Source organism: Microcoleus sp. MON1_C5, from assembly GCF_036701875.1.
Lineage (GTDB): Bacteria > Cyanobacteriota > Cyanobacteriia > Cyanobacteriales > Microcoleaceae > Microcoleus.
The window spans coordinates 55212-80655 of sequence record NZ_JAUBRN010000016.1 but is presented as its reverse complement, the minus strand read 5'-3'; the positions used below and the strand labels follow the sequence as shown (position 1 = coordinate 80655).

Sequence of the window (25444 nt, the reverse complement as noted above, 5' to 3'; positions counted from 1 at the left end):
AGTCCCACAACGGGAACAACCACGAGTCCCACAACGGGAACAACCACGAGTCCCACAACGGGAACAACCACGAGTCCCACAACGGGAACAACCACGAGTCCAACACCAGCGACCACAACTCCCACACCAGCGACCACAACTCCCACACCAGCGACCACAACTCCCACACCAGCGACCACAACTCCCACACCAGCGGGGACAACAACGAGTCCCACAACGGGGACAACAACGAGTCCCACAACGGGGACAACTGCGAGTCCAACACCAACAACGGGGACATTGCCGACACAGGTTCCGAGTCCGAGTCCGACTCCGACTGCGGGCGGGACAACTGCGAGTCCGAGTCCTTCGATCGTCCCCACTCCAACTGCGGCGACCCCAACTCCTCCGCCTTTGGGCGGGGGGCCGACTCCGCCGAGTTTTACATCTCCGACTCCTAACCAGCCGCCGATCGTGGAAGCTGGCAAAACGGTGACTGGTTTGCAGAATTTGCCTCTGTCTCTGAGCATTTCGGCGCCCAGCGACCCCGAGGGCCAGCCACTGTCGATCGCGGTAGTCGGACTTCCCAATCCTACTTTTGGTCAGGTAATTACGGGTACAAACCCCCTCAGCGTGAACCAAAAGTTAACCGTTCAGGATTTACTTGGGCTGAAATTTCAACCTGGAACAAACGCGATCGGGCCAGCCGGTTCTTTCAGCTACAGCGTAGCTGACGACCAAGGCGGCACGGCAGCAGCGTCAGTCGCAATTAACATCAATTCTTTCGATACCTCTGTAACTGTTCCAACTACCCTGTCGCCGATTGCTGTCAATGACGGCATCATATTTACGAGTACGAATAATTCGCAGCCCACTTTCATCGACGTGCTGGCCAACGATTCCAGCCCGCAACAAGGATCGCTCAACATTATCAATGTCAGCACACCGCAACTGGGGATAGCTGTAAATCTTGTCTCTCAAGTGCAATTCATCCCCGGCAACGTAGCGGGTACAACTGCTTTCACCTACAGCGTCAGCGACGGAGTGGGGACACTTCCGGGGGTAGGTACTATCACCGTCCAAATCTTGCCTGCAGATAGCGGGCCTAACAATTTGGTTGGGGGTTCTTTGCCGGACAATTTGGACGGTTTGGCGGGCAGCGATACTATTGATGGTCAAGGCGGCAACGATACGATTAACGGCGATTTGGATAACGACGTGCTCGTAGGCGGCCTCGGCGCAGATACCATGACGGGGGGCGGCGGCAGCAATCAATTCCGCTATACCAGCCCTGCACAAGGTGGGCCAGTCTTTGATGCGGCTTCTTCGACGGCGATCGATGCTGCGATCGCGGCGGGCGGATACGATGTGATTACTGATTTTAACGGTCTCGGTGTGCCGATCGCCGATCAGTTTAATTTTGCCCCCGGATTTGCCAATCTCAGCAATGGCAGTCAAGTTCTGCTGAATGTGCAGACAACTGTTTCTGCAAATATTCTGGGAGGAACTGCTTTCTTGTTTGCCTACGATTCCGGCGGCAATACTTACATCATTTATGATGGCAATGGCAATAACGTGGCCGGTGCTGATTCTCGCATTTTGGCGAAGTTAAATGGTGTAACTGGGGTTTCTTCTCTTTCGGGATTTGACTTCACGTTTATCTAAAAAGATAAGAGGTTTGAAACCGCAGATAAACGCAGATAAACGCCGATTGTCTTGGCTTTATCTGCGTTAATTTGTGTTTAGCTGAGGTAAAATTAAATCTCTTTTTTTTGAATAAAAGTCCCAAAAAAGAGCCAAGTATAGCACCGAAGTTTGAGAAAAGTCCGAGGTTTGAAACCGCATAAAAACGCAGATAAACGCCCATTTCTTGGTAGTTTATCTGCGTTTATTTGCGTTCATCTGCGGTGAAAAATTAAATCTGATTTTCTTCAGAAAACAATCCCAGCAAAGGGCCGAGAATAGCGCCGAAAACAAAGCCGCCGGCGTGGGCCCAGTAGGCAACTCCCCCGGATTCCATGCCGACACTTGCCGGGGCATTCAACGAAGCCAGGCCGCTCAATGCTTGCTGTGCAAACCAAAATCCTAGAAAGAAGAAAGCGGGGACTCTAACGGTGGTAAAAAAGATTCCCAGGGGAAGCAGTGTCAGAACTCTGGCTTGGGGATATCTGAGAATGTAAGCTCCCATCACGCCTGCGATCGCGCCGCTAGCACCTAGGGACGGAATGGCAGATGATGAGGAAAAAAACCACTGAGTTAGTGATGCTAAAACGCCGCAAGTAAGGTAAAATATTATAAATTTGACGTGCCCTAAACGGTCTTCTACGTTGTTGCCAAAAATCCACAAAAATAACATATTTCCGGCAATGTGGAGAAAGCCTGCGTGCAGAAATTGGGAGCTAATTAGTGTTGTCCATTCGGGAAATGGCGAAGCTGGCAGAGCAACCCGACACATATTGCTTAACTGGCAAGGAATTACGGCCCAAGAGTAGAAGAATTGGGTTAATTGTCGATCGCCCAAACTGAGTTCGTACAAAAATACTAATATGTTTGCGGCAACCAGCCCGTAGGTAACGTAGGGAGTGATAGTAATGGGATTTTCATCGCGTAAGGGAACCACGGCCTTTTTTCCTCATCAAAATATTGGCAACACAGTAGCGCATTTATAGCCTAGGTGTCTCCTGTCTAAAGGAAGAGGGAAGAAGGCAATCGATTTTAGATTTTAGATTTTAGATTTTAGATTTGAGAATTGAAGAAAGCGACTTGACGGATGTATCCGGGGGCTGGTTATCGGATACTATATTTTTTATTTCTGCACGCATGAATCCGGGGGCTGGTACCGCCCCCGGGTGCCGCAAGCTTTCTTCAAACCCACCGTGTTCCGCTGAAACAAAAATAAAACCCATTTAATAAAACCCTCCACCTTGCAGTTAGTTGAATATCTGCTTTTTAGTGTTGGGTTTTATTTTACCGCAAAGGCGTATATTGTAGGATTGCAGAGCAAGTTTGTAGCTGCGATATTGGTGCGGGTTTTCACCTCTCAACAAAACTACAAACTTATTTATCCCCTTGCTGATTACATTTTTACAGCGGGGCTAGTCGAAGGTTTAGGCGACTTAATTTCCTGGGAAGCTGCACGGGCGCGGTAGAGTTTAGCAACGGCTTGCTCACACTTAGACAAATCCGATTCTATCTCTGTCAAGATGGCAGTTGATACGGGATCTGTGAACTTCACGCGCAGGTTGTTGACATCGACAACACCGGTTTGCAACTCACCTAGAGTGCTCCGCAGCAAAAAGTTTTCATCCGTTCCTTGCATCGAAGCTTTTAATTTAGCGTATTTGTCAGCAATTTGGGCAGGAATTGAGGGTTTTTCACCGAAATCGTTGAGGCGTTTTTCGAGAGCGAGGATGTGGTTCTGTTTGTTTTGAATCATTTCTCTCAAGAGCGATCGCAAATCGCTGTCTTGGGTTTTTTCCGCATAATTTTGAAACGCTTCGCAAGCATAGCGTTCCCCTGCGAGGGCGGTATTCAAACCTTTAACAATGTCGCCTTGTGTAGAACCTCCCCAACCATTAGCTAATTTCCACCATTCTGCATTTGTGTCACTTTCTTCTGGCAAACCGACTTCTTTTCCGCCGTAACCGAGGCGAGCCATAATTGCGGTGGTAAATATTGCTAAATCTCCAGGTTGGCGGGAAGTGATCAAGTTGCCGTCAACTACTAAAGCTTCGTTAATGTAGTTAGCTCCGGCATTAATCATGTCTGTTTTAATTGCCAAGAAACCCGTCGCATTTTTGCCTTTTAGCAAGTCGGCTTCAATCAAAACTTGCGGGCCGTGGCAAACAGCAGCGACGATTTTTCCTTGCTCAAATGCTTCTCGTACAAAACGTACTGTATTGGGATTAGTCCGCATCATATCGGGAGCCATTCCGCCGGGAATTATCACTGCATCGAATTCTGCGGGTACTGCTTCTGTGGTAGTTCCGTCAGCCTGCTGGGCAACTTTTCCTTGTTTCCCTGCATACTTTTCGTTTGTCCGCGAACCGAGGACAACTACTTCAAATCCTGCTTGTTTTAAGGCGTTGTAAGGAACTAAAAATTCCGAATCTTCAACTCCATTTTCAATGAGTATGGCAACTCGTTTTGTGTCGCTACCGTTATCGGTTGTCATAATCAACATTCCTCAGACTATCTTTTATCTCACCATAAATAATTTATGATGTTTTTAGCGTCTTGCTAAAGTGATAAATTAGTTGGTTTTAAAAGATATCAGCGTGAGCCTTGAGAGGTATTTTACAGTAATTGTTTCAATGCACGTAAGATGCTCCGTTAATATCGATCGTAGTCCCGGTAGCGTGTGCAGCTAAACCCGACGCTAAAAACGCGATAACATTGGCAACATCTTGAGGAGGAGCGATTTTGCCGATCGGGATATCGCGAATAATATTAGCTTCACCGAACTCCTGAATAAACTGATTAGACATTTCTGTACTGACAAATCCCGGTGCAACTGTAAATGCCAAAATATTATCAGCCGCAAACCCTCTAGCAATGCTGCGAGTTAAAGCAACAATAGCACCTTTAGAAGCGGCGTAGTGCAGATAATTCGGGTCATCGCCGCGAAAAGCAGCGCGACTTGCTATATTAATAATTGTACCGACTTTGCGAGTTTGAAAATGCAGAAGAGATTCCCGGCACAAATCGGCAACGGCAACTAAATTTACTTGTAGAGTTTGCTGCCAAGCTGAAGACCAAATATCGAATTTGTCCTCTATACCCGCTGACTGCATAATCCCCGCATTATTAACTAAAATATCAATATGACCGCGCCATTTTAAAGCATCTCGCCACAAAGTCGATGCCGCGTTTTCCAGCATCAAATCTGCTGCCAATAAATAACAGCGATCGCGCGCAACACTTGCTGCTACCGCTTCCGCTTCTTTCTGACTGCGAAAGTAATGCAAAATCACCTCGGCCCCAGCATTAACCAGAGTCCGCACCGTCACTGCACCAATCCCTTTCGAGCCACCAGTTACTAAAATTACCTTTCCAGTTAAATCAATCATTTCTCTCTCTCTTTTCTCTTTCTCTGCCCCATCAACACCCTCTGCACTTAATAAAAAAAATAAATCTCCTTCACATACGAAATAGAATTGCTATATGATACAGCACATTTCATCTAATGTGTATGCGATTTCCTCATGCTGATGGATATCTGCCATAGACCTCTCCAAAAACTTCCAAATCCTTTACCCTGTTGGTTTCTATTGGAAATATAGCCACTGGTTACAGCACTATAGCTTGTTTGTCCTGAAAGTCGATAACTACAGTGGATTGGGCAGCAAAGGTCGAATAAGCTCCATAATTCGATCGGAATTAAAATTATTGATATAATCGGTTAGTGCTTGGGACAAACTTGCTTTGGAGGCTGGAATTTGTCCAATTAATTCATTCATAACTTCGGTATCGAGATAGTAAGCGGCTTGATACATTTGTTCTAACCACTGAGGTGGCATGATGGATAGATCTTCTACCGACACCGTTACAACTAATTGTTTTTGTGGGGTTTGTTCTACGACTTCGTAGATATATTTTACTCCTAAATATTTAGCTAGTTTGTCAAAGATCTCTTTCTGCTGAAATGGCTTGCTTATAAAGTCGTTAAAGCCAGCCATAATAACTTTTTCTCGCTCTTCTCCAAAAATACTGGCAGTTAAAGCAATAATGACAGTTTCTTGGCTCTCAGGGCGTTCTCTAATATGTTTAGTAGCTGTGTAGCCATCCACGATCGGCATTCGCAAATTCATCAGAATCAGGTGCGGCCGCCAACTCTTCCACAGTGAGAGTGCCTCCACTCCCTGTTTTGCTTCTCTCACCTCAAAACCAACCGAGGTAAGGATTTCGACTAACAAGCGGCGATTTTCTTCTAAATCTTCAACAATAAGAATGCGGTAAGTCGGTTGTCCGGGAGCTAAACCAATTACTCTTTGATTACTTGATTCTGGGGGTAAGGATTCTGCTTGAGGTAACTGTACAGGAATCTCAAAGGAAAAAGTGCTACCTCGGTGCAAAGTGCTTTTAAGGCGAATTTGACCGCCCATGAGTTTGACGAGTTTTTGACTGATGGCTAAACCCAGCCCACTGCCTTGACTCAAATTATTCCCAGCTTGGGCTTGTACGAATACCTTAAATAATTTATCCATTTCTCTGGGCGCAATTCCCACGCCTGTATCCTCAACTTCAAAAGATAGGTGACAGGATGTTTTGTCTCTTTTTGTTGCTGTTACCCGTAGGGTGACGCTTCCTTGGTTGGTAAACTTAATCGCATTACCGAGCAGATTGACCAAGATTTGATAGAGTTTTTTATCGTCGCTATGCACAGATTGAGGAATGTCGGGAGCTAGCTCAAAAATTAGTTGCAATTCTTTAGATTGGACTTTAACTTGGAACATTTCTTCAATAGAAGCCAGCAAATTTCTCAAATCAAAGTCAGAAAAATTGAGTGTCATCCGTCCGCTCTCTATTTTGGATAAATCTAAAATATCGTTAATCAAGTCCAATAAATGTCTACCGCTACGATTGACAATTTGTAAACGTTCTTGGAGAGAAGGAGTCAGATTTCTCTCATAGCTCATCAATTGCGTGAATCCCAAAATTGAGTTCAGGGGGGTGCGGAGTTCGTGGCTCATGTTCGCGAGGAAGACAGTCTTGGCTTGGTTTGCTTCATTTGCGTGGTGAAATTCCAACTCAGCTTGTTTGCGATCGCTAATGTCAATTAAATATCCCAAGATTTCTACTGGTTTACTTGAACCATCTCGAATTAGCCTAAGCTGACCCAGCACCCAGCGATAAACCCCATCGGAGCGACGAAGACGGTATTCGTGGAAATAAAAATCATTAACGAATACATTTGGTAAGTCATTAAGCACTGGTTCTACATCATCGGGGTGTAAGTGATTCACCCAAAATTTAGAATCTTCTAAAAACTCGCGGCTTTCGTAGCCTAATATATCTTTGATATTTTCGCTGATGAACGTTGCTGCATAATCGCCAGCAGGTTTACAGCTAAAAATGACCACGGGGCTGTAGTTTAGAAGAAAGTTGAGGCGATTTGTGGTAGCTTGCAAGGCTTGCTCAGCCAGTTTTAGCTCTGTTGCGTCTTCCTGAACGGCAACATATACAGTTCCGTATTCAGGATGCTCAAACATGGATGTATGAACGCTGCACCAAAAGAGAGTTCCATCTTTCTTTCTATTGTGGACTTCATATTTCGCTTCCCCGGTCTGTTCAATTTGAGTGACGATATCTAGAACGGTTACATCTGGTGTAAGCTTTGTATCGACATAATTCAAGACACCAACGGATTGACCTGCGAGTTCGCCCTCTGTGTAGCCAAACATAGCGTCAAAGGTAGGATTGGTGTAGACTATTATGAGGTCGGAGGCTTTAATTAAACACACTCCTCCTCCCATGTTATTCATGATAATGCTGTGAAGTTCTAGCGCCTTTTGAGCTTCTTTGCGAGCCGTAATTTCTTGGAGCTGAGCAATAAAATGCAGTGGATTTCCCTGTTCATCTTGTACTAGCGATGCATTAAGAAGAATCCAAATAATATGTCCTTGTTTATGGAAATACCGTTTTTCCATTTGGTAAGTTGAAATTGTTCCTGCTAATAGTTGATTGGCATAACTAAGATCAGCTTCTAAATCGTCAGGATGGCTGATGTCTTGGAAAGTTAACGCTAACAACTCTTCTGAGGAGTAGCCAAGAATCTGACATAAGGCAGGATTGACTTTAATCCAGTGCCCATCAAGTGAAACGAGCGCCATCCCGATAGAGGCATCTTCAAACGCATGGCGAAACTGCTCTTCACTGTTTCGTAAAGCCATCTCAATTTGTTGACGGTTTATTTCAGCTCGTTTGCGCTCGGTGATGTCGCGTTTAATTACAGAACACCCAGTAATTCTGCCTGTTGTGTCCTTCAGAGGTGATATGGTACAAGATATGTGGATAAGCTGTCCATCTTTTCGGACACGGACGGTTTCATAGTTTTCAACCCTTTCCCCTTGTCGAATCGTTTCTAGGATTTGGTGTTCTTCGTAGGTAATATTGGAGGGAATTAGAATGAGGATCGATTGTCCTATGATTTCTTCAGCCTTGTAGCCAAAGATTTTTTCTGCTGCATTGTTCCAGGTTAAAATGATGCCGTCTAATGACTTGCTAATAACTGCCTCACCAGAGTATTCCACAATCGCTGCCATGTGAGCCAGTGATGCTTCTACTTGCTTGCGATCGCTAATATCGCGCATAATAACAGTAAATACCGTTTCGTCTCCCATTTCCAGCCTAGAAATAGAGGCTTCAGCCGAAAACTGCGTTCCATCTTGACGACGACCCAAAATCTCGCTTCGTTCTCCCATCCTTCGCGCTCTGGTAGAAGACTGTGCAAATTGTTTGATATGCTGCGGGTGTGCATCTCTAAACTGTTCTGGCAGCAGTAAATTCAGTGGCTCCCCTAAAATATCCTCAATTTTATAGCCAAACATCTTTTCTGCCCCTTGATTAAACAGGGTAATGCGTTGAGTGCGATCGATGGAAATAATTGCATCATTGGCGATTTCTAGAATTCCCGCAAAACGAGCCTGCGATTTTTGTAAATCATCTGTTCGTTCAGCCACAAGAATTTCTAAAGTTTCGTTAAGTTTTTTAAGTTCTTTTTCGGCTTGTTGGCGCTTGTAATCTATCAGGTTCAAAGATCGCCCCGTCCCCAAGATGAGAATTGAGAACGTCAAAACCATAATAGCTGAACGGAATGTATAGCCAAAATTAGCGTTATACCAGGCTAAATTTTGTCCCTGAAGAGTTAACCAGTTCACTGCCACCGGAAAGATCATCGCCCAAGGCAGCAACCACCGAACCATTACTCCGCCAACTAGGGGACTGGTTACTACTTGCATTAATCCTTCCTTGGGGCGGAGCAATAAAATTCCTCCATAGAGGATGAAAAAGGTGGCGATCGTGTTTACAGGTTGAGCCGTCGTAATTGTGACCAAACGTTCAAGAATATCGACATTGAATAGGTATCCAAATAAAGCTAGTAGAGAAATTAAAGCTGCAACACTACTAAAAATCTGAGCCAACCAAGTGTCCCGTTGGAAATTTTGCCCTAACAATAAGAGTGCTAGTCCCATCAGCACAAAATTTAGGGCGGTATTTACTCCCATTCTTCCCGGATAAGGAGTCGCTGAAGACACGAAATCTCGGAAAAGCCACTCATCAATACCCAGCTTCCAACCAAAAATATACTGGCTCAGCGTCAGCAAACCGATGATGATTATGAATCCTGCCATCCCTTGAGCAATGCGATTGTGCAGTCGGGTTCTTTGGTACTGCAACAATTTCAAAGACACTCCAGCCAGCAAAAAGCAAATTGCCGTGTTTGCTTTCATGGTCGAAGTCATACCGGGAAAACCACTTTTGAGTAGGGAGATGTCAAATTGCCAACCCAGCAGCACGAGACATCCGATCGCAATGACGAGTAGACTTGCCATTTGAGAAATGCGCTTGTTCATAAATTGGCTGCTTCGGTTGAAACAATGTTCTTCTCATGTTAGGCGAAGCGAAGAAGGGCAACCACGGGGGGACGGCTCCTACCCGAACAATGCAGACTTTGTACGGCTGCGCCCCATTGCCAGCCCCATATCTCCGGGAGCGCAGGACTTCTTTATGCGTAAAGTGACCTTTATAACCTCATAATTAAACTATACTATTTGTGCATACGCTTTTAGTCCTATAGCTGGAAACTAGGGAAATTAATGTCAGGAACCTCAGCCTAAGGGCATGAGGCTTGAAGGAGAAATCTAACAAGCCATTCTGACCAGCTTAAGTCTTAATTGACTACGTTTTTTGAGTCACGACACCGGAGAATACGAAGATAGTTTTCCGCTCTGTCGCTAGTAGTTAAACAACTTTAAGGTCACTGAAGTAGTGCTGCTAGCCGGCGCAAGCTCACTAAACATTGGCGAAGCTAACTTTACTCCGCAAGGAGAACGGGACAACCATATCCCGGCCGGGAGGCAACCATACCTCCCCAACCCCGCAAGGGAATTGTAAAGCCGTCCTAAAAGACGGGGTTTCAAACCCATAATTATGATGATTCTCGATAGAACTAGCGATAGAAGTAGCGATGAAACTACAAACTACCGAGGCAACATTTTAATTGTTGACGATTTGCCTGATAACCTGCGTCTTCTCAGGGATACTTTGAGGGCAGAGGGTTATAAAGTTCGCAGTGCAATAACAGGGACACTGGCGCTCAGAGCCGCCCAATCGCCATCGACGGAGTTAATTTTACTCGACATTAAATTGCCTGATATGGATGGTTATGAAGTTTGCAGACAATTAAAATCTGATGAGCGCACTGCAGACATTCCAATAATTTTTTTAAGTGCGCTAAATGAAACTTTCAATAAGGTGCAAGGGCTGGCTGCTGGAGGGGTAGATTATATTGCTAAGCCATTTCAAGTCGAAGAAGTATTAGCGCGTGTCGAAACCCACCTAACTATCGGAAGGTTGCAACAAAAACTCCAAAAGCAGAATTTACGTCTCTTGAGAGAAATTGAAGAACGGCAACGTCTCGAAGAGTCTCTCTTTGCCGAAAAGGAATTGGCTCAAGTGACACTGGAATCAATTGGCGATGCGGTCATTACTACTGATGCCGAAGGTAATGTGAGATATTTCAATCCTATAGCTGAGCGACTGACAGGCTGGAAGGCTCATGAGGTTCAAGGAGTTACCTTGTCTACAGTCTTCCTAATTGTTGATTCCGTAACGGGAGAGCCAGTAGAGAATCCTATAAACAAGGCTCTATTAGAGCAGCGAATTGTGAGCTTACCTCACAATACTATTCTGATTGCCCATGATGGAACCGAGTATCCCATTGCTGACTCGGCAGCACCGATTCGAGACCGTAAAGGTCAAATTATCGGGGCAGTTATGGTCTTTCATGACGTTACTGAATCGCGCTATCTCAGCCGTCAACTCTCTTGGGAAGCCAGTCACGATGCCCTGACGGGGTTAATCAACCGTCGAAGATTTGAGCAACATTTAGTTGATGCGATCGCTTCTGTTGAAGATAGCAATCAGCAGCACGCTCTCTGTTATTTAGATTTAGATCAGTTCAAAGTCATTAACGATACCGCAGGTCATATTGCTGGGGATGAGCTACTGCGACAAATCACTACACTTTTACAAAAGGGACTCCCCGGTAATGACACACTGGCTCGCTTGGGAGGTGATGAATTTGGTCTTTTGCTCACTCAATGTCCACTATCTCAAGCAACTCAGATTGCGGAAAACCTCAAAGACCTAGTGCATCAATTTCGGTTTATTTGGAATGGCAACACCTTTATCATCGGAGTCAGCATTGGAGTTGTGGCCATTGACCACACCACCCAAAATTTGATGGAGCTTCTGGGAGCGGCTGATGCAGCTTGTTATGCCGCCAAAGCCAGAGGGCGAAACTGTGTTCATATTTATCGTCTAGATGATGGCGAACTAATTAAACAACGTGGTGAGAGGCAGTTGGTTTCCAAAATAACTCGAGCGCTGGAAACCAATAGTTTTTGTCTCTATTACCAAAAGATTGTCTCTATTACCTCTAAACCATTAGTAGAGCATTATGAGATTTTGCTCAGAATGCTGGACGAAGATGGAAAAATAGTATCTCCAAATGAGTTTATTCCCGCGGCAGAGCGTTACGGCTTGATAACTGAGATCGATTGTTGGGTAATAGAAACTTTTTTCTCTAATTATTACAAATTGCCTGAAAAAAATGTTCTTAGTCAAGGCTTGTATACGATCAATCTTTCTGGGGCTAGCATTAGTAACAATCAGTTTCTCAGGCTTTTAATCGAACAATTTTCTCGCTACCAAGTCCCCCCACAAGCCATTGGTTTTGAAATCACAGAAACCGCAGCGATCGCAAACTTTGAGCAAGCTAGATATTTCATAAGCGAACTCAAAAAAATTGGCTGTCGCTTTGCTTTAGATGATTTTGGCAGTGGGTTGAGTTCCTTTGCTTATCTGCTCAATTTACCAGTTGATTATTTAAAAATTGATGGTGCTTTTGTCAAGAATATTAATCATAATTTGATTTCTCAAGCCCTGGTTGAAGGTTTTAATCGTATTGCCCATGCGATGAATCTTGAAACTATAGCTGAGTTTGTCGAAGACGAGACTATCTTAGAAAAATTGCGGGAGATTGGAGTAGATTATGCTCAGGGTTATGGGATCGCCCGCCCCGTCCCTATTAATTTTAATCGCTAGCCATCGCACTGGGCCAGCGAACCCATTGCCTCACGCCTGCCCATTGTCTGGAGGCCTCCAAGAGTCGATCGCCCGCTGCTACAAGGCTAGCTCAATTTACTGTGTCACATTTAGATCGAATGTGCTGTAATTGTAAAGGATTGAGTGTTGTATTGGAAATAAACCGGAAAATTGGCCATGAAAGCAGTTGCGTTCGATCGCTACGGTTCAGCCGAGGAATTGCAATACCGAGAGTTGGAAAAGCCTATCGCCAAATCCAACGAATTGTTAGTGCGAGTTCGCGCTAGCAGCGTCAATCCCGTAGACTGGAAAATCCGGCAAGGACACCTGCAACTATTAACCGGATTTAACTTTCCTCGAATAGTCGGTTCTGACATATCGGGAGTTGTCGTGGAAGTCGGCCGGGAAGTCACTAAATTTCAACCCGGAGATGAAGTTTATACTTTCTTAAATCCCATCAGTGGGGGTGCTTGCGCCGAATATGCAGTCGTGGCAGAATCGGATGCGGCAATTAAACCGAAAAACATCACTCATGCAGAAGCAGCAGCAGTACCTATCGCAGGTTTAACTGCTTTGCAATCGCTCAGGGACTTGGGTCAAATTCAAGCAGGAAATAAAGTATTGATTAACGGCGCTTCCGGCGGAGTCGGCACTTTTTCCGTGCAATTTGCGAAAGCAATGAATGCGGAAGTAACGGGAGTTTGCAGTGCTAAAAATAGAGAATTTGTCAATAGTTTGGGAGCCGATTTTGTCCTTGATTACGAAGAAATTGACTTTACTCAACAAACCGATAAATATGATATAATTTTAGATGCTGTGGGGACAAGAACATTTGCTGAATGCGAAAAAGTGCTGCAACCAGAGGGAGTTTATATATCGACTTTGCCAAGTTTCGAGAACCTCGCACCGATGTTAACGAGCTGGTTTTTATCGGGTAAAAAAGCTAAATTCATTCTAGCCAATGCCAATCCCAGCGATTTAGGGGCTTTGCGGGAGTTAATAGAATCCGATAAAGTTGAGCCGATTGTCGATCGCACTTACAGCTTAGCAGAAGTAGCAGCAGCCCACGCTTACAGCGAAACCGGTCGCGCGATCGGCAAAATTGCGATCGTGATTGAATAATGAAGGCACGACACGGGTTTTGACACCGCTACACGGATTAATTATCGATCGTTCCTTCTGCTGCTGAAGTCAGAATAAAGAATGAAGAAGGAAGTCGGAGCAATTATGAAATAACTATTCTCAATTTCCAATTTTCCATTAATTACCAATTTCCAATTACCCATTACCAATTACCCATTCCCTATGACTGCGCCCTCAAACTTGGAGACATCCGAACAAGGTTCCGACAACAATCTCGAAGCAATTAGCTCCGAAAACAGCATTGCACCAATCGCAGGCGGTGCGATGGGTGCCCGCAACTTAGAAAACGAATTTCTCGACGAACTTCCCGACGAAGTTGAGATGTCTTTGTTCGAGCATTTAGAAGAATTGCGTATGCGACTTTTCTACTCGCTAATTGCAGTAGTAATCGCTGTAATCGGTTGTTTTTTCACAGTTAAACCCATCGTGCAACTGCTAGAAGTACCCGCCGGGCCCGTCAAGTTTCTGCAACTAGCTCCCGGCGAGTATTTCTTTGTTTCTATCGAAGTAGCCGGATACAGCGGTTTGCTGATCGCCACTCCGTTTATTTTTTACCAGATAGCGCTGTTTGTTCTCCCCGGTTTGACTCGGAAAGAACGCAGGTTGCTGGGGCCGGTGTTTTTCGGTTCGAGTTTCCTATTTTTGGGCGGGTTAGTCTTTGCTTACATCGCTCTGATTCCGGCGGCGCTCAACTTCTTTGTTACCTATGGAGCGGATGTTGTAGAGCAGTTGTGGTCGATCGACAAATACTTTAAATTTGTGCTGCTGTTAATGTTCAGCACCGGCTTAGCTTTTCAAATCCCGATTGTCCAAGTATTGCTCGGTGTTTTGGGCATAGTTTCTTCCAACCAAATGCTATCCGGCTGGCGGTATGTAGTCTTGGGAGCGGCAGTTTTGGGAGCGGTGTTAACGCCTTCTACTGATCCTTTAACGCAAAGTCTTTTAGGAGGTGCGGTGCTGAGCTTGTATTTTGGCGGGGTTGGTTTGGTAAAGCTTTTAGGGCGCTAAAAACTCCACAGAAAGATCGATCGACTCGCCACAAAAAAATATAGAGACGCGATCGCCCGCGCCTCTATAATTACTAAAAGTTAAAATTCCACACCAAAGTTTTGTCAAAACTTTGACTACATTCGGAACTGTTCTACTTCGGGAGTGTAGCCGATCGGCAAAACGTAATCCAGATTCTCGTGAGGACGAGCAATTATGTGATACGATAGCAACTTTCCGCCATCGACCTTTTTAACTGATTCAATTCCAGCAGCAACGGCTGCTTGCACTTCAGAAACATCTCCTCGCACTATAATTGTCCAGTAGGCGCGGGTTATTTTCTCATAGCGAACTAAAGTAACACGGGCTGCTTTCACCATTGAGTCCGCAACTTCTACTGCAGCGGGAAATCCTAAGACTTCAACCATTCCCAGTGCAACACCCATTACAACATTCTCCTAAATTTCACAAGATATCTGACACTCATTGTATGTGAAATTGTTGACAGAAATTGCTTCGGATGATTTTGGTAAGCTAGAAGTCCGATCGCCCAAAATTAAAAAAGCCCCTAAAAAGCCCCAGAAACTGTTGCGGCATTTACATCACACAGCAGGAAGCGCGCCGCAAAGCCCGCCACACAGTCTGGCTTCGCACAGCGGAGTCCAGCGGAACCCTCGCACTCCGGAATCCTTCGGATGTAGCGATCTGGTTTAGCACAGCGGAGCCAAGCGGGACACTCGCACTCCGGTATCATTCGGATGTAACAGGATTTGATATGACTCAGGACTAATAACAGAGGACTGATGAGTGATTCAAAACTCGTCTAGCAACCACTCCGAGGCTCTTTCACCCAAATCTAGAGGAACGCTGACAGCTTTACCCAAGCGGGGGCGATCGCGAGTAGTTACGATATATTCTCTCACCTGTTCTGTGCTCCCCCAGCCGTTGAGGTAATTGGCCACCGCATCCAAATGCTCGAAATAATCAGCCTCCGTCATCGGAAAAGAAGCCTGTTCTAAATATTTCCACATAACTTGCACAAAAATCTTGCCCCGTGTTCGCCGCAATCTGATATCGTAAGACTTTCCCCATTTTTCTAGCAGTAGCTGGTGTAAATCCTTGCCCGTCATGGTTGCTCCTGAGTTAATCCATTAAACAATAAAAGACAAAGTTCAAAAAATGTAATAATACTCTAATAAAGGCTGGAAGGCGCATTCTTAAAAGGAATTTTCGCGGCCTAAAATTTGTGCGAGCAGATTAACGGCAATTATCCTCCTTCCTCTGCACGTACAGGTTCGCTAACAGCTAACAAACAAACAAACGTAACTTAAAACCGTAAAGGCAGGTCATGGCTCAATCTTCTGCTGGAAATCCCGATGTTCCCGATATGGGGCGTCGCCAATTTATGAATTTGCTGACGTTCGGTACAGTCACAGGTGTGGCACTGGGCGCACTCTATCCCGTTGTCCAATATTTTGTTCCTCCGGCGAGTGGGGCAGTTGGCGGCGGAGTGACAGCTAAAGATGCTTTGGGTAACGACATCATCGTTAGCGAATATTTGGCTTCGCACCCTGCGGGCGATCGCAGCTTAGCCCAAGGTCTCAAAGGCGACCCCACCTATGTTGTGGTGAAAGAAGACCAATCTATCGCCGACTACGGCATCAATGCAGTCTGCACTCACTTGGGTTGCGTCGTGCCTTGGAATGTTAGCGAAAACAAGTTTATCTGTCCTTGCCACGGTTCTCAATACAACAATGAGGGCAAAGTGGTGCGCGGCCCCGCGCCTTTGTCTCTGGCCCTGGCCCACGCCACTGTCGCAGATGACAAGATCGCTTTTACAACTTGGACAGAAACAGATTTCCGCACCGGCGAAGCACCTTGGTGGTCTTAAACTATTTTGGATTTTAGATTTGAGATTTTAGATAGGGGGTGAATGGTGAAAACCACAGATAATTGCATCCCTAAAGCAGTCTAATAATCCAAAATCCAAAATCCAAAATCCAAAATCCAAAATCCAAAATCCAAAATCCAAAATTGTCTGACCTTTGAGATTGAATACTCTAATGCCACAAACTAATTTATCTGCGATATTTCGCCGCAGTGCCAGGACGATCGCGAAAACAGCCTTAATTGCGATCGCAGCCGCAGCATTTTTCCTCACCAGCGACATCGCACTTCCCCAAGCAGCATTTGCTTACCCTTTCTGGGCTCAGCAAACAGCACCCGCTACTCCCCGCGAAGCAACAGGCCGCATTGTTTGCGCTAACTGTCACCTCGGTGCAAAACCGACTCAAGTTGAAGTACCGCAATCTGTTTTGCCAGATACGGTGTTTGAAGCTATTGTCAAGATTCCCTACGATACTAGCGTGCAGCAAGTTGGCGGCGACGGCAGCAAAAGCGGCTTGAATGTTGGCGCAGTTGTGATGTTGCCCGAGGGTTTCAAAATTGCTCCCGCTGACAGAATTCCCGAAGAAATGAAGGAAAAAGTCGGCGATCTTTACTTCCAACCTTACAGCGAAACCCAAGAAAATATTGTTTTAGTGGGCCCAGTACCGGGAGAACAGTACAAAGAATTGGTATTCCCTGTTTTGTCGCCGAATCCGGAAACTGACAAGTCCGTTCACTACGGCAAATACCAAATTTATGTTGGTGGCAACCGCGGTCGCGGTCAGGTTTATCCTACTGGCGAAAAGAGCAATAATACTGTTTACAATGCTTCGGTAGCTGGCAGCATTTCTAAGATTGCTCAACCTGAAGATGGCGGTTATCAAGTGACAATTCAACCTGCCGAAGGTGCAGCCGTTGTTGATACGATTCCTGCCGGCCCAGAACTGATTGTTTCCGAAGGACAAACAGTTGCAGCAGGCGAACTTTTGACCAACAATCCTAATGTGGGCGGCTTCGGTCAAAAAGACGTGGAGATCGTGCTGCAAAGTGCCGATCGAGTTAAAGGATTGATGGCTTTCGTGGCTTTGACCATGCTGGCTCAAATTATGCTGGTTCTCAAGAAGAAACAGGTCGAAAAAGTTCAAGCTGCTGAAATGAATTTCTAAGTGCGGCTGTAATTAGTTGGGTAAGGCGTTCTGTGCACACCCAACTATTAGGTAAGTAGGGCGGGTATTCCCCGCCTTATTCTTTGATAAATAACCAGTAAAATAATGTTAATTGATGAGAAGATAGTTGAAGTAGGCCCGCTGAAATGGTTTTATCGGGAAACAAATCCGGTTAACGAAACTGCTAAACCGCCCGTACTGCTGCTGCACGGTTTGCCGTCCCAGAGTTTTACCTGGACTGTAATCATGCCGGATTTGGCTGCACAGGGATTTAGATCGATCGCCCCTGATTGGGTGGGCTACGGGCGATCGACAAAACCAGACAAACGCGACTTTGCCTACACTCCCGATGCTTTTGTTGACGCCCTCGCTGCCTTTATTCAAGCTATAGAATTAGACCGCTTTTCCCTCGTTGTCCAAGGATTTTTAGCTTCAGCCGGCATTCAATACGCTTTACGCAATCCCGATAAAATTGAGCGTCTAGCCATCATAAATACACCAGTGTCACCTGATATCAAATTGCCTTGGAAAATGCAGCAGTTGGGGCTGCCTTTTATTGGCGACATGATGACGCAAGACCCGCTTTTGGTTGACAGAACTCTCGAAGGCGGCAGCCGCCAGACAATATCAGACAAGGATTTAGATGTTTACCGCGGCCCCTTTTTGAAGAGTTCGGATGCAGGTCGATCGCTGATGAATACTGTCCGCAATATTCAGTTGCCGCAGTCAATGGCCGAAATTGAATCCGGCTTGAAAGGATGGACTCGACCAACTTTATTTGTCTGGGGTTTGACAGATCCTTGGCTGAGTGTTGAACCAGTTCAAAACCTAGTCGGTTCCCTGCAAAATGCAGAGTTAGTCACACTGGAACAAGCGGGGCATTATCCTCAAGAACATTGGTCAGAAAAAGTTGGCAATTCTGTGATCACTTTTCTGCGCCGCCAGGAGGTAAAATAATATTTTGTACATAACTCTCGGTGCTAGGTCAGTGAACCAGCTCCTCGCCGAGCTGCATTCCCAGGCAGAGCCAGAGAACGAGAAATCTAAAATCTAAAATCTAAAATCGATATGACTCGTCCCCGTTCAATTTTTGCCTTGATGATGGCGTTTTTGATGGCATTTCTGGTTAGTTGCAGCAGTGTCGAAGCAAAAGTTCCAACGACTTACACAGCAGCCCAGACCCAGCAAATTCAGCGCTATGTTCCTACCCTGACAGAGTTCCGATCGCGCATGGATAAACTGGGAACCTTAATTCAAAAACAAAATTGGGTTGATACCAGAACTTACATTCACGGGCCTCTAGGCGACTTGCGGAACACCATGAAAACCGTCTCTGCGAGTTTGTTGCCTAGTTCTCAACAACAAGCTGTTGATTTAACTAAGAGTTTGTTTACCGAGTTGGTTAACATCGATCTTGCTGCTAAAGAGCTTGACTATGCAAAAGTCACGGCCAGCTATCAAAAAGCTGTCAATGATTTCGATACCTTCTTGCAGCTAATTCCTAAAGCTTAATAGCTTTAGGGGTTTGTAGGCTTGGCAGTTGATGGGTATCAAATTAAGACTGAAACCCATAATAAATATCGCTTGTAGTCGAGTCTAGATCCCCCCTAACCCCCCTTAGTAAGGGGGGGACAAGAGTATTCAAACTCCACCTTAAAAAGGGGGGCAGAGCATTCAAAGTCCCCCTTATTAAGGGGGATTTAGGGGGAGCGAGACTTCGAGACAAACGATAAAAACAGAGGATTTTACTGTTAATTTGACACGCTTTGCGCTCAGAACCATACGAAAAACTTCTATAAAATCTAAAATCTAAAATCTAAAATCTAAAATCTAAAATCTAAAATTGAATGATTCGCGTTGCAATTATTGGTTGCGGTATTATTGGGGCTTCGATCGCCTTTGAACTAAGTCAATTTCCCGAACTGAAAGTTACTGTGTTCGACAAACAGCCGCCGGCCCAAGGTTCTACTGGCGCGGCACTCGGTGTTTTGATGGGAGTTATCAGCCACAAAACTAAGGGTAGAAATTGGCAGTTGAGGGAAACCAGCCTTCAGCGCTACGAAACTTTGATTCCAGAATTGGAAGCATTTACGGGGCGAAAAATTCCTTTTAACAAACAAGGAATTTTAATGCTTTGTTCGGAGGGAGAGGATTTAATTAAGTGGGAAAAATTGATAGCAACTCGCCGTTCTCAAGGTTGGCAATTGGAACTTTGGGATGTGGAACGAGTGCGAGTTCGCTGCCCTCATCTCTCTTTAAACGATCGCATTATTGCTGCGATTTATTCGCCTCAAGACCGGCAAGTCGATCCGACGGCCCTAACTTTGGCTTTGATTGATGCTGCTGAACGAAATGGGGTGATTTTTGAGTTTGGGGTGCCCGTTGAAGCAGCGGAGATTGCTGCTAGTTTAAAGTTCGATCGACTAATTGTGGCGGCTGGTTTGGGTTCTGCTGCTGTGACTGCATCGTTAAATCAGTTGGTTGACATTCGCCCGGTGTTGGGACAAGCGCTGCATTTGCGATCGGCCAATCCTTTAGGAAACGCAGATTTTAGGCCGGTAATTACGTGCGATGACGTTCACATTGTGCCTTTGGGAAATCAGGAATATTGGGTGGGGGCGACAGTGGAGTTTTCCGAAAATGGCGGGGAAATTCAGGCGAATGCTGATATGTTGGCGCAAGTGATGGCGAGGGCGAGTTTGCTTTGTCCGGCTTTAGCTGAAGCTGCAATTATCAAGCAATGGTCAGGATTGCGCCCGCGGCCGGAAGGGCGGCCGGCCCCAATTATCGAGACGCTTTCCAGTAACGATCGCGTTTTCATCGCCAGTGGCCACTATCGCAACGGTGTTCTGCTGGCCCCTGCAACAGCGCGATCGATTCGAGAAATGATTTTGCAATAATTAACAAATGTTAATACAATCAAGATAGCCATTCATATCTTACATCTAAATATGTCCGACAAACCTTTAGGTAAACCCCGCTCTTTGTGGCGAGTAATTTTGCTGTCTGGAGTCAGCTTGCTGCTATATTACGGATGGTACAAATGGATTATTCAAGAAGAATTGCGTCGCTATAACGGCAGCGGTTGGTCGGGAACTCTTTGCTTGCTTCCCTTTGTTTTAGGAGTAGCCGTCCCTCAAGCTTTGCGGATATTCGACCCTGACGTTCCCGGATGGTTTGGTTGGTTTTCCTTGCTGGGTATTGCTTGGATTTACATCGTGCAGTTCAAACTTTACAAGACAGTTAACGAATTGTACCGCCAAGAAGGAATCAAAGAACCGCTAACCGTTTGGTGGATTTTTGTACCCGGTTTAAATTTAGTTGTCGGCTTGCGGCAAATTCACTTTTTGAGCCAGTTTTGGGCGATAAAACAGGGAATTGAAGTTAAGGATAACTTAGCCGAAAGCATTCCTTTCCTCTCCGCTAACGCCTAAATAAATTAAGCTCCAATCGCTTGGCGCTGCGAGTAAATTTCTTCTATAAGCAGGTCACGCAGTTCATCAGCAATGTCCGTGGGAGGGTTGCCTGCGAGGGCGCGTCCAATCAGCCGTTCTGCTTCCCGGAGTTGGGCACACTCAATCGCAAGTACGGCGGCGCTCCGATGCAGTATAGAACGAGTAGGCTCAAAATCCCATTCGTTTGCTACTAAATCCGCTGCCGCCCGTTCTTTCGCAAAGGCGGCTCTGGTGAGTGCAGTCACTTGGTCGATATCACCGCACTGACGGGCGAGAACGGCTCGATCGACCAGTTCCATTGCTTCGTGGTGAAGGGCTTCTACGGTCTGCATTTTTTGACGATCCGTGCTTTGGGAGTACCGAACTCAATTACAGATACATAGCCAGGAGCTACGTCATCTGAAGGGCGGATTTGTTCTAATTTGATGTTAACTCTGGCTTGAATAATGCTGTCAGAACCTTTACGAATCCCGGAGACTTCTAAGCGGGCTTTGCGCTGAAATAGCGTGCCTGGATCTTCGAGCGAACCAAGCCAAAAGTCAAAACCTAAGCCTTTACCTTTGACTGAGCGTTCGATGATGGTGAGTCCAGTGAGGTGAGGCATGATGAGCGCCGCGATACCGTAGGCTCCATATTCAGTGGCAACTTCCCGATCGGCGTTGAACCGACGGATAGTATCATCGATCGCATCCCATTGAATTTGGATTTCACAGGGTTGAATCCCCTCGATTGTCAGCGTCACAGGGATAGAGTGTCCTCCATCGTCGAGGCAAACGGCGGCTGCATCTGCACAGATGGCTCCGAAGGTGAGTGACCAGCCTGGACGTTCGGGCTTGTTCTCGCGCAGGTCATTCAGGAAGAGAATTTTAATCGGGTTAAGGTTGGTCATCTGAGGAGATGGCTCCGGGCGATCGCATCTCCAGAATCTTACAGCATATAGTCTTCAGTCATGTTGTTCTTTTAGCGAGTTCACCCGAATTTATGGTTGAAAACCAAACTATTGGTAAACCCGCCCTTACCGATGACTCTTCACCAGAACCGATTCGGCAACTCCCCCAAAATGAGTTTGAGTTCCGGTTCATTAACCCGCTTAATTGCTTTAGGAATACTTACCCACTGCCGCTTTCTCTTGCTAGCTTCCGGCCAAATTTCTAGAACTGCTTGCACTTGCATTAAAAATACTTCTACCTGACAAGTATACCCCGACTTTTGATACTCGTAAGTTCCCAGCAAATCCGGGAACACTTTCCCCAACAAACCTGCTTCTTCCCAAGCTTCCTTGGCGGCGGAATCTTGGGGAGTCATGTCAGGTTCAATTAATCCTTTGGGAATCACCCAGCGCTTGCTAGCCGAAGAAGTAATCAGCATTACTTCAATTTGTCCGTCTTGAATGCGATAGGGAATTACCCCCGATTGCTCAACCAGTAAAGCGATTTTTATACTCATGATTTCTGCAATATTTGTGGCTACAAAAGCTGCTGTAACCTCATGAACGGTTGACAACTAAAAAATAAAAACAGCATCCTGATTCTCGACACTTCCCAAGTTGAGACAGCAATAAAGTGGAAAATAAACATATTTGGTTTTTCCTGTCTGTCGAAAATAGGAAATTCCCATGCACTCCCGCTGAACAATATTATTATAATAACCTGGCGCAATCCTCTACCGACAAGCAGATAAAAGCCGATCGCCAATATCTGCCTTTATCTGCGCCGGTATGGGGTTTTACACCTAATCTTTCTTCGCCTTAGCCTCCAAATTTTCCATCCGACTCCTCAAATCTTGATTCTCCTTTTTCACCTGGTCTAATTCCTCCCGCAACTGCTTTACGGCTGCATCAGAACCAGCATTGTTCTGCACTCTTTGCACAGCTTCATCAGCCATGCGGCGGACGCGGCCATCGGGGGTTTGGTCAGCTAAAGAACGCAAAATGCGAATTGCTTTGCGAGTTTGCATTTGTCCTAATCCCGCTACTACAGAGACTTGAGTCAAGAAAAACGTCTCTTTAGATAATTCTGCCAATCGCTGCAAAATCCGTTCTAAATTGACCTTGGTTTGACCAGCCGAAATTGTGCCCAAAGATCGAATTGCAGCCAAGCGCAAAGCTTGCGGAGTACCGGCGGCGGTGTATTTCAAAATTAGATTCAGCGCATCTTCAGAAGTTTTCATCTGCGCCAAACCTGCGATCGCACCCGATCGCACTACCTCATTCCAGCCCTGACGCTCTTTCAGCACCAATTTTAACTCTTTCAGTACCTGTTCGTCGGTCGGTTTTTCGTCGGGGTTAGCCCCTGCAATGGAGCCCATAGCACTCGCTGCTGCTGCTTCTACGTAATAGCTGTCGTCGCCTTTTTCCACGATCGACCTCAGCGCTTTATAAGTTTCGTGAGTTTGGATTTTACCCAGCGCATTCACCACAGCCCGACGAACACGAGCATCTTTATCTTTTAAACCACTTACTAAACCTTCAAAAACTTGGTCTAGTTTAATTTCAGCTAACTGACCGGCAACTTCGGCCCGTACTGCCCAAAACGGCTCTTTCTTGAGAACTTCGGACAGCGTTTTCACCGCTTCCAGCCCTCCCTTTTTCGCCAAAGCGTGGGCAGCGTAAATCCGGGAAACTGGGTCTGGATCGAATTGCAACTGAGCTTTGAGTTCGGCAACTCCATACTCTAAAACGACTGTTTTTAAGTAACTATTGCCCACATCGAAACTGATAAACGCCGGCTTCTCTTCTAGGGGGAAATAGAAGCTTTGCTCGCGTTCGTATATTCTGACGGTGAAAGTTTTTAGATTAGCAGTAGAACGGGCATAACTGTTATCTTCTGCATCTTTTTCCGGCTTGTAACCGAAGCCTATGGGAATTTTTAGGTCAAAGACCTCTTTGCTGTTGCCGTTGCCATTTTTGCTATCTTTTACCTGAGTTTGGGTGACAGTAACTTTTGCTAATTTGCTGTCGCCATCCCAGGAATAAGCAACTTTATAATCTGGATGACCGCCGCGATAAACGTACTGGTCAAACAAAAACATGAGATTGCGACCAGTAGCCTTTTCTATCGCCCTGAGCAAATCGATGGTTTCTACAGTTTTGTGAGCGTTATCCCGCACAAAAGTGTGAATTGCTTTGTAAAATAATTCGTCGCCCAACTCGGCGCGAATCATGTGATAGACGCAAGCGCCTTTTTCGTACAAATGGCGATCGTACAATTCAATTGCTTCGCGGTAAACGTGAGTAACGATCGGGCGGCGGTAGCGGGAACTGTCTTCAGCTAAATAATTGCGGGCTTCATTTAACATATAGTAAGCCGCGTCTTCTTTGCCGTATTCTTTGTCAGTCCACAGCACCTCGGAATAAGAAGCCATGCCTTCTTTTATCCAAGCATGAGACCAATGTTTAATTACTACTAAATCACCGAACCACTGGTGAGCCAATTCGTGGGCGACTAAGCTTTCAGTACCTCGATTGTCGAGGGTGGCACGTTCGTCTAACAAGCACCTATCTGTTAGCAAAGTTGTCGAAGTATTTTCCATACCGCCGAAGATGAAATCATCGACGCAGACTTGAGCGTATTTGGGAAAAGGGTAAGGATAGCCAAATGCTTCAGAGAAGAATTCAATCATTTGAGGCGTTTTGCCCATGCTGCGCTTAGCGTCTGCTTCGCGGCTTCTTTCCACGTAATAATTAACTGGTTTGCCGTTCCATTCGTCTTTAATTTCGGCAAAATCACCGACTGCTAAGGTCATTAAATACGTCGGATGTACCTGGCTTTGAAACCAGTGATAAATTTTATCGTCGCCTTCGTTTTTTGTACTAATTAATTCCCCGTTGGAAATAGCAAATAGTTGTCTGGGAACTTGGACTCGAATTTCTGAAGTAGCGAGTTGTCCAGGATAGTCGAAACACGGAAACCAGAAGCGGGAATCTTCGTCTTCGCCTTGAGTCCAAACTTGTGTTGGTTTGTCTGGATAGTGTTTGTCCGGGCCGACGAAATAGAGGCCGCGCTGGGGTTTTTCGACCGAGTATTCGATCGCAATTGTAATTGGTTGGTAAACTTCGGTGGGTTCGTGCAGTTGAATTTGCAGCACTTCGCCATCGCTGTCGAAATTTTGCTCAATTTCGCCCACTTTTACTGATTTAATATTCAGGTTGACCGCATCTAAGGTTAATTTGTCAATACCGCTGCGGACTGGATTGAGGCGGATACTGCAAGTGCCGCGAAAGCTTTGTTTGGGAATATTCAGCACTAAGTCGAGGAAAATATGCTCTACTTGACCGGGGCGATCGGGATTGTAATGCGGCCGAGCACCGGGCATCTCGAAGGATTTGTGACCGTTTTCAGAATCAAAGTAAGTGTGTGACATTGTGGTGGCAAAGTTGTGAGTCGATCGGCGATCGCTGGCAGCGCAGATCCGCCTGAAGTGCCAGCTTATTATAGAGTAGCGCGTCCTACTTGCTGTTGTCCCTAATCTGGTTAAAAACTGGGTCGATCGTTGACT

The 25444-nt window shown here is 45.7% G+C and carries 21 protein-coding genes; 10 read left to right on the top strand and 11 right to left on the bottom strand.

Going from position 1 to position 25444, the window contains the following annotated elements:
- The coding region (locus QUA71_RS10745; protein ID WP_445243774.1) for a calcium-binding protein at positions 1-1644 on the top strand (1644 nt) is incomplete at its 5' end.
- 250 nt (positions 1645-1894) lie between these two features.
- On the opposite strand, the gene QUA71_RS10740 is transcribed toward QUA71_RS10745, so the two are convergent.
- From QUA71_RS10740 to QUA71_RS10725, 4 genes are all read right to left on the bottom strand, one after another.
- Positions 1895-2599 carry a rhomboid family intramembrane serine protease gene (locus tag QUA71_RS10740; protein WP_190661623.1) on the bottom strand — a complete coding sequence of 235 codons (705 nt, stop codon included), beginning with the start codon at positions 2597-2599 and terminating at the stop codon, positions 1895-1897.
- A gap of 456 nt (positions 2600-3055) precedes the next feature.
- Entirely contained in the window at positions 3056-4153 is a 1098-nt protein-coding gene (locus QUA71_RS10735) for a DJ-1/PfpI/YhbO family deglycase/protease (protein WP_190661625.1), read from the bottom strand.
- A 136-nt stretch (positions 4154-4289) separates the two neighbouring features.
- Complete coding sequence (locus QUA71_RS10730) at positions 4290-5048, bottom strand: SDR family oxidoreductase (RefSeq protein WP_333284726.1); 759 nt, start codon at positions 5046-5048, stop codon at positions 4290-4292.
- Between the two features lie 258 nt (positions 5049-5306).
- A complete protein-coding gene (locus tag QUA71_RS10725) occupies positions 5307-9554 on the bottom strand; it encodes a PAS domain S-box protein (RefSeq protein WP_333284724.1) in 4248 nt (1415 codons plus the stop codon).
- A 577-nt stretch (positions 9555-10131) separates the two neighbouring features.
- On the opposite strand from QUA71_RS10725, the gene QUA71_RS10720 reads away from it, so the two are divergent.
- Positions 10132-12309, top strand: coding sequence for an EAL domain-containing protein (locus QUA71_RS10720; RefSeq protein ID WP_333284722.1), 2178 nt, complete (start codon positions 10132-10134; stop codon positions 12307-12309).
- A gap of 177 nt (positions 12310-12486) precedes the next feature.
- On the top strand, positions 12487-13431 hold the full coding sequence (locus QUA71_RS10715) for an NAD(P)-dependent alcohol dehydrogenase (RefSeq protein ID WP_333284721.1): 945 nt from the start codon (positions 12487-12489) through the stop codon (positions 13429-13431).
- Positions 13432-13472: 41 nt separating this feature from the next.
- On the opposite strand, the gene QUA71_RS10710 is transcribed toward QUA71_RS10715, so the two are convergent.
- Positions 13473-13595, bottom strand: a complete 123-nt coding sequence (locus QUA71_RS10710) for a hypothetical protein (RefSeq protein WP_333284719.1) — start codon at positions 13593-13595, stop codon at positions 13473-13475.
- Positions 13596-13614: 19 nt separating this feature from the next.
- On the opposite strand from QUA71_RS10710, the gene tatC reads away from it, so the two are divergent.
- Positions 13615-14460, top strand: coding sequence for a twin-arginine translocase subunit TatC (gene tatC, locus QUA71_RS10705; protein ID WP_333284718.1), 846 nt, complete (start codon positions 13615-13617; stop codon positions 14458-14460).
- A 116-nt stretch (positions 14461-14576) separates the two neighbouring features.
- Here tatC and QUA71_RS10700 read toward each other — a convergent pair whose 3' ends face one another.
- Entirely contained in the window at positions 14577-14885 is a 309-nt protein-coding gene (locus QUA71_RS10700; protein ID WP_006631236.1) for a carbon dioxide-concentrating mechanism protein CcmK, read from the bottom strand.
- 366 nt (positions 14886-15251) lie between these two features.
- On the bottom strand, positions 15252-15569 hold the full coding sequence (locus QUA71_RS10695; RefSeq protein WP_190661639.1) for a DUF3067 family protein: 318 nt from the start codon (positions 15567-15569) through the stop codon (positions 15252-15254).
- Positions 15570-15787: 218 nt separating this feature from the next.
- On the opposite strand from QUA71_RS10695, the gene petC reads away from it, so the two are divergent.
- From petC to QUA71_RS10665, 6 genes are all read left to right on the top strand, one after another.
- Entirely contained in the window at positions 15788-16330 is a 543-nt protein-coding gene (gene petC, locus QUA71_RS10690; RefSeq protein WP_006631238.1) for a cytochrome b6-f complex iron-sulfur subunit, read from the top strand.
- 172 nt (positions 16331-16502) lie between these two features.
- Positions 16503-17492, top strand: coding sequence for a cytochrome f (gene petA, locus QUA71_RS10685; protein WP_333284716.1), 990 nt, complete (start codon positions 16503-16505; stop codon positions 17490-17492).
- Between the two features lie 105 nt (positions 17493-17597).
- Positions 17598-18449 (top strand): alpha/beta fold hydrolase, encoded by an 852-nt coding sequence (locus tag QUA71_RS10680; RefSeq protein WP_333284714.1) that lies wholly within the window; start codon positions 17598-17600, stop codon positions 18447-18449.
- Between the two features lie 111 nt (positions 18450-18560).
- The gene (gene psbQ / locus QUA71_RS10675; protein WP_333284712.1) at positions 18561-19004 is read left to right on the top strand and encodes a photosystem II protein PsbQ; all 444 of its coding nucleotides are present in this window, start codon (positions 18561-18563) and stop codon (positions 19002-19004) included.
- Between the two features lie 335 nt (positions 19005-19339).
- Positions 19340-20392 carry an FAD-dependent oxidoreductase gene (locus QUA71_RS10670; RefSeq protein ID WP_333284710.1) on the top strand — a complete coding sequence of 351 codons (1053 nt, stop codon included), beginning with the start codon at positions 19340-19342 and terminating at the stop codon, positions 20390-20392.
- A 51-nt stretch (positions 20393-20443) separates the two neighbouring features.
- A complete protein-coding gene (locus tag QUA71_RS10665; protein WP_333284708.1) occupies positions 20444-20926 on the top strand; it encodes a hypothetical protein in 483 nt (160 codons plus the stop codon).
- A 5-nt stretch (positions 20927-20931) separates the two neighbouring features.
- Here QUA71_RS10665 and QUA71_RS10660 read toward each other — a convergent pair whose 3' ends face one another.
- From QUA71_RS10660 to QUA71_RS10645, 4 genes are all read right to left on the bottom strand, one after another.
- Positions 20932-21279 carry a hypothetical protein gene (locus QUA71_RS10660; RefSeq protein ID WP_332957936.1) on the bottom strand — a complete coding sequence of 116 codons (348 nt, stop codon included), beginning with the start codon at positions 21277-21279 and terminating at the stop codon, positions 20932-20934.
- The gene (locus QUA71_RS10655; RefSeq protein ID WP_333284706.1) at positions 21267-21836 is read right to left on the bottom strand and encodes a hypothetical protein; all 570 of its coding nucleotides are present in this window, start codon (positions 21834-21836) and stop codon (positions 21267-21269) included. The genes QUA71_RS10660 and QUA71_RS10655 overlap by 13 nt, the downstream gene beginning before the upstream one ends.
- A gap of 140 nt (positions 21837-21976) precedes the next feature.
- Complete coding sequence (locus QUA71_RS10650; RefSeq protein ID WP_333284704.1) at positions 21977-22393, bottom strand: NUDIX hydrolase; 417 nt, start codon at positions 22391-22393, stop codon at positions 21977-21979.
- A gap of 285 nt (positions 22394-22678) precedes the next feature.
- Positions 22679-25309: a M1 family metallopeptidase gene (locus tag QUA71_RS10645; protein WP_333284771.1), complete on the bottom strand. Its 2631-nt coding sequence runs from the start codon at positions 25307-25309 to the stop codon at positions 22679-22681.
- Positions 25310-25444: the final 135 nt, after the last annotated feature.

Coding starts and splice junctions, on each gene's coding strand:
- QUA71_RS10670 (WP_333284710.1), top strand. CDS start 19,340: ATGATTCGCGTTGCAATTATTGGTTGCGGTATTATTGGGGCTTCGATC.
- psbQ (WP_333284712.1), top strand. CDS start 18,561: ATGACTCGTCCCCGTTCAATTTTTGCCTTGATGATGGCGTTTTTGATG.
- QUA71_RS10700 (WP_006631236.1), bottom strand. CDS start 14,885: ATGGGTGTTGCACTGGGAATGGTTGAAGTCTTAGGATTTCCCGCTGCA.
- QUA71_RS10735 (WP_190661625.1), bottom strand. CDS start 4,153: ATGACAACCGATAACGGTAGCGACACAAAACGAGTTGCCATACTCATT.
- QUA71_RS10710 (WP_333284719.1), bottom strand. CDS start 13,595: ATGGGTAATTGGAAATTGGTAATTAATGGAAAATTGGAAATTGAGAAT.
- QUA71_RS10715 (WP_333284721.1), top strand. CDS start 12,487: ATGAAAGCAGTTGCGTTCGATCGCTACGGTTCAGCCGAGGAATTGCAA.
- QUA71_RS10665 (WP_333284708.1), top strand. CDS start 20,444: ATGTCCGACAAACCTTTAGGTAAACCCCGCTCTTTGTGGCGAGTAATT.
- QUA71_RS10645 (WP_333284771.1), bottom strand. CDS start 25,309: ATGTCACACACTTACTTTGATTCTGAAAACGGTCACAAATCCTTCGAG.
- petC (WP_006631238.1), top strand. CDS start 15,788: ATGGCTCAATCTTCTGCTGGAAATCCCGATGTTCCCGATATGGGGCGT.
- QUA71_RS10660 (WP_332957936.1), bottom strand. CDS start 21,279: ATGCAGACCGTAGAAGCCCTTCACCACGAAGCAATGGAACTGGTCGAT.
- QUA71_RS10680 (WP_333284714.1), top strand. CDS start 17,598: ATGTTAATTGATGAGAAGATAGTTGAAGTAGGCCCGCTGAAATGGTTT.
- petA (WP_333284716.1), top strand. CDS start 16,503: ATGCCACAAACTAATTTATCTGCGATATTTCGCCGCAGTGCCAGGACG.
- QUA71_RS10730 (WP_333284726.1), bottom strand. CDS start 5,048: ATGATTGATTTAACTGGAAAGGTAATTTTAGTAACTGGTGGCTCGAAA.
- tatC (WP_333284718.1), top strand. CDS start 13,615: ATGACTGCGCCCTCAAACTTGGAGACATCCGAACAAGGTTCCGACAAC.
- QUA71_RS10650 (WP_333284704.1), bottom strand. CDS start 22,393: ATGAGTATAAAAATCGCTTTACTGGTTGAGCAATCGGGGGTAATTCCC.
- QUA71_RS10655 (WP_333284706.1), bottom strand. CDS start 21,836: ATGACCAACCTTAACCCGATTAAAATTCTCTTCCTGAATGACCTGCGC.
- QUA71_RS10695 (WP_190661639.1), bottom strand. CDS start 15,569: ATGACGGGCAAGGATTTACACCAGCTACTGCTAGAAAAATGGGGAAAG.
- QUA71_RS10720 (WP_333284722.1), top strand. CDS start 10,132: ATGATGATTCTCGATAGAACTAGCGATAGAAGTAGCGATGAAACTACA.
- QUA71_RS10725 (WP_333284724.1), bottom strand. CDS start 9,554: ATGAACAAGCGCATTTCTCAAATGGCAAGTCTACTCGTCATTGCGATC.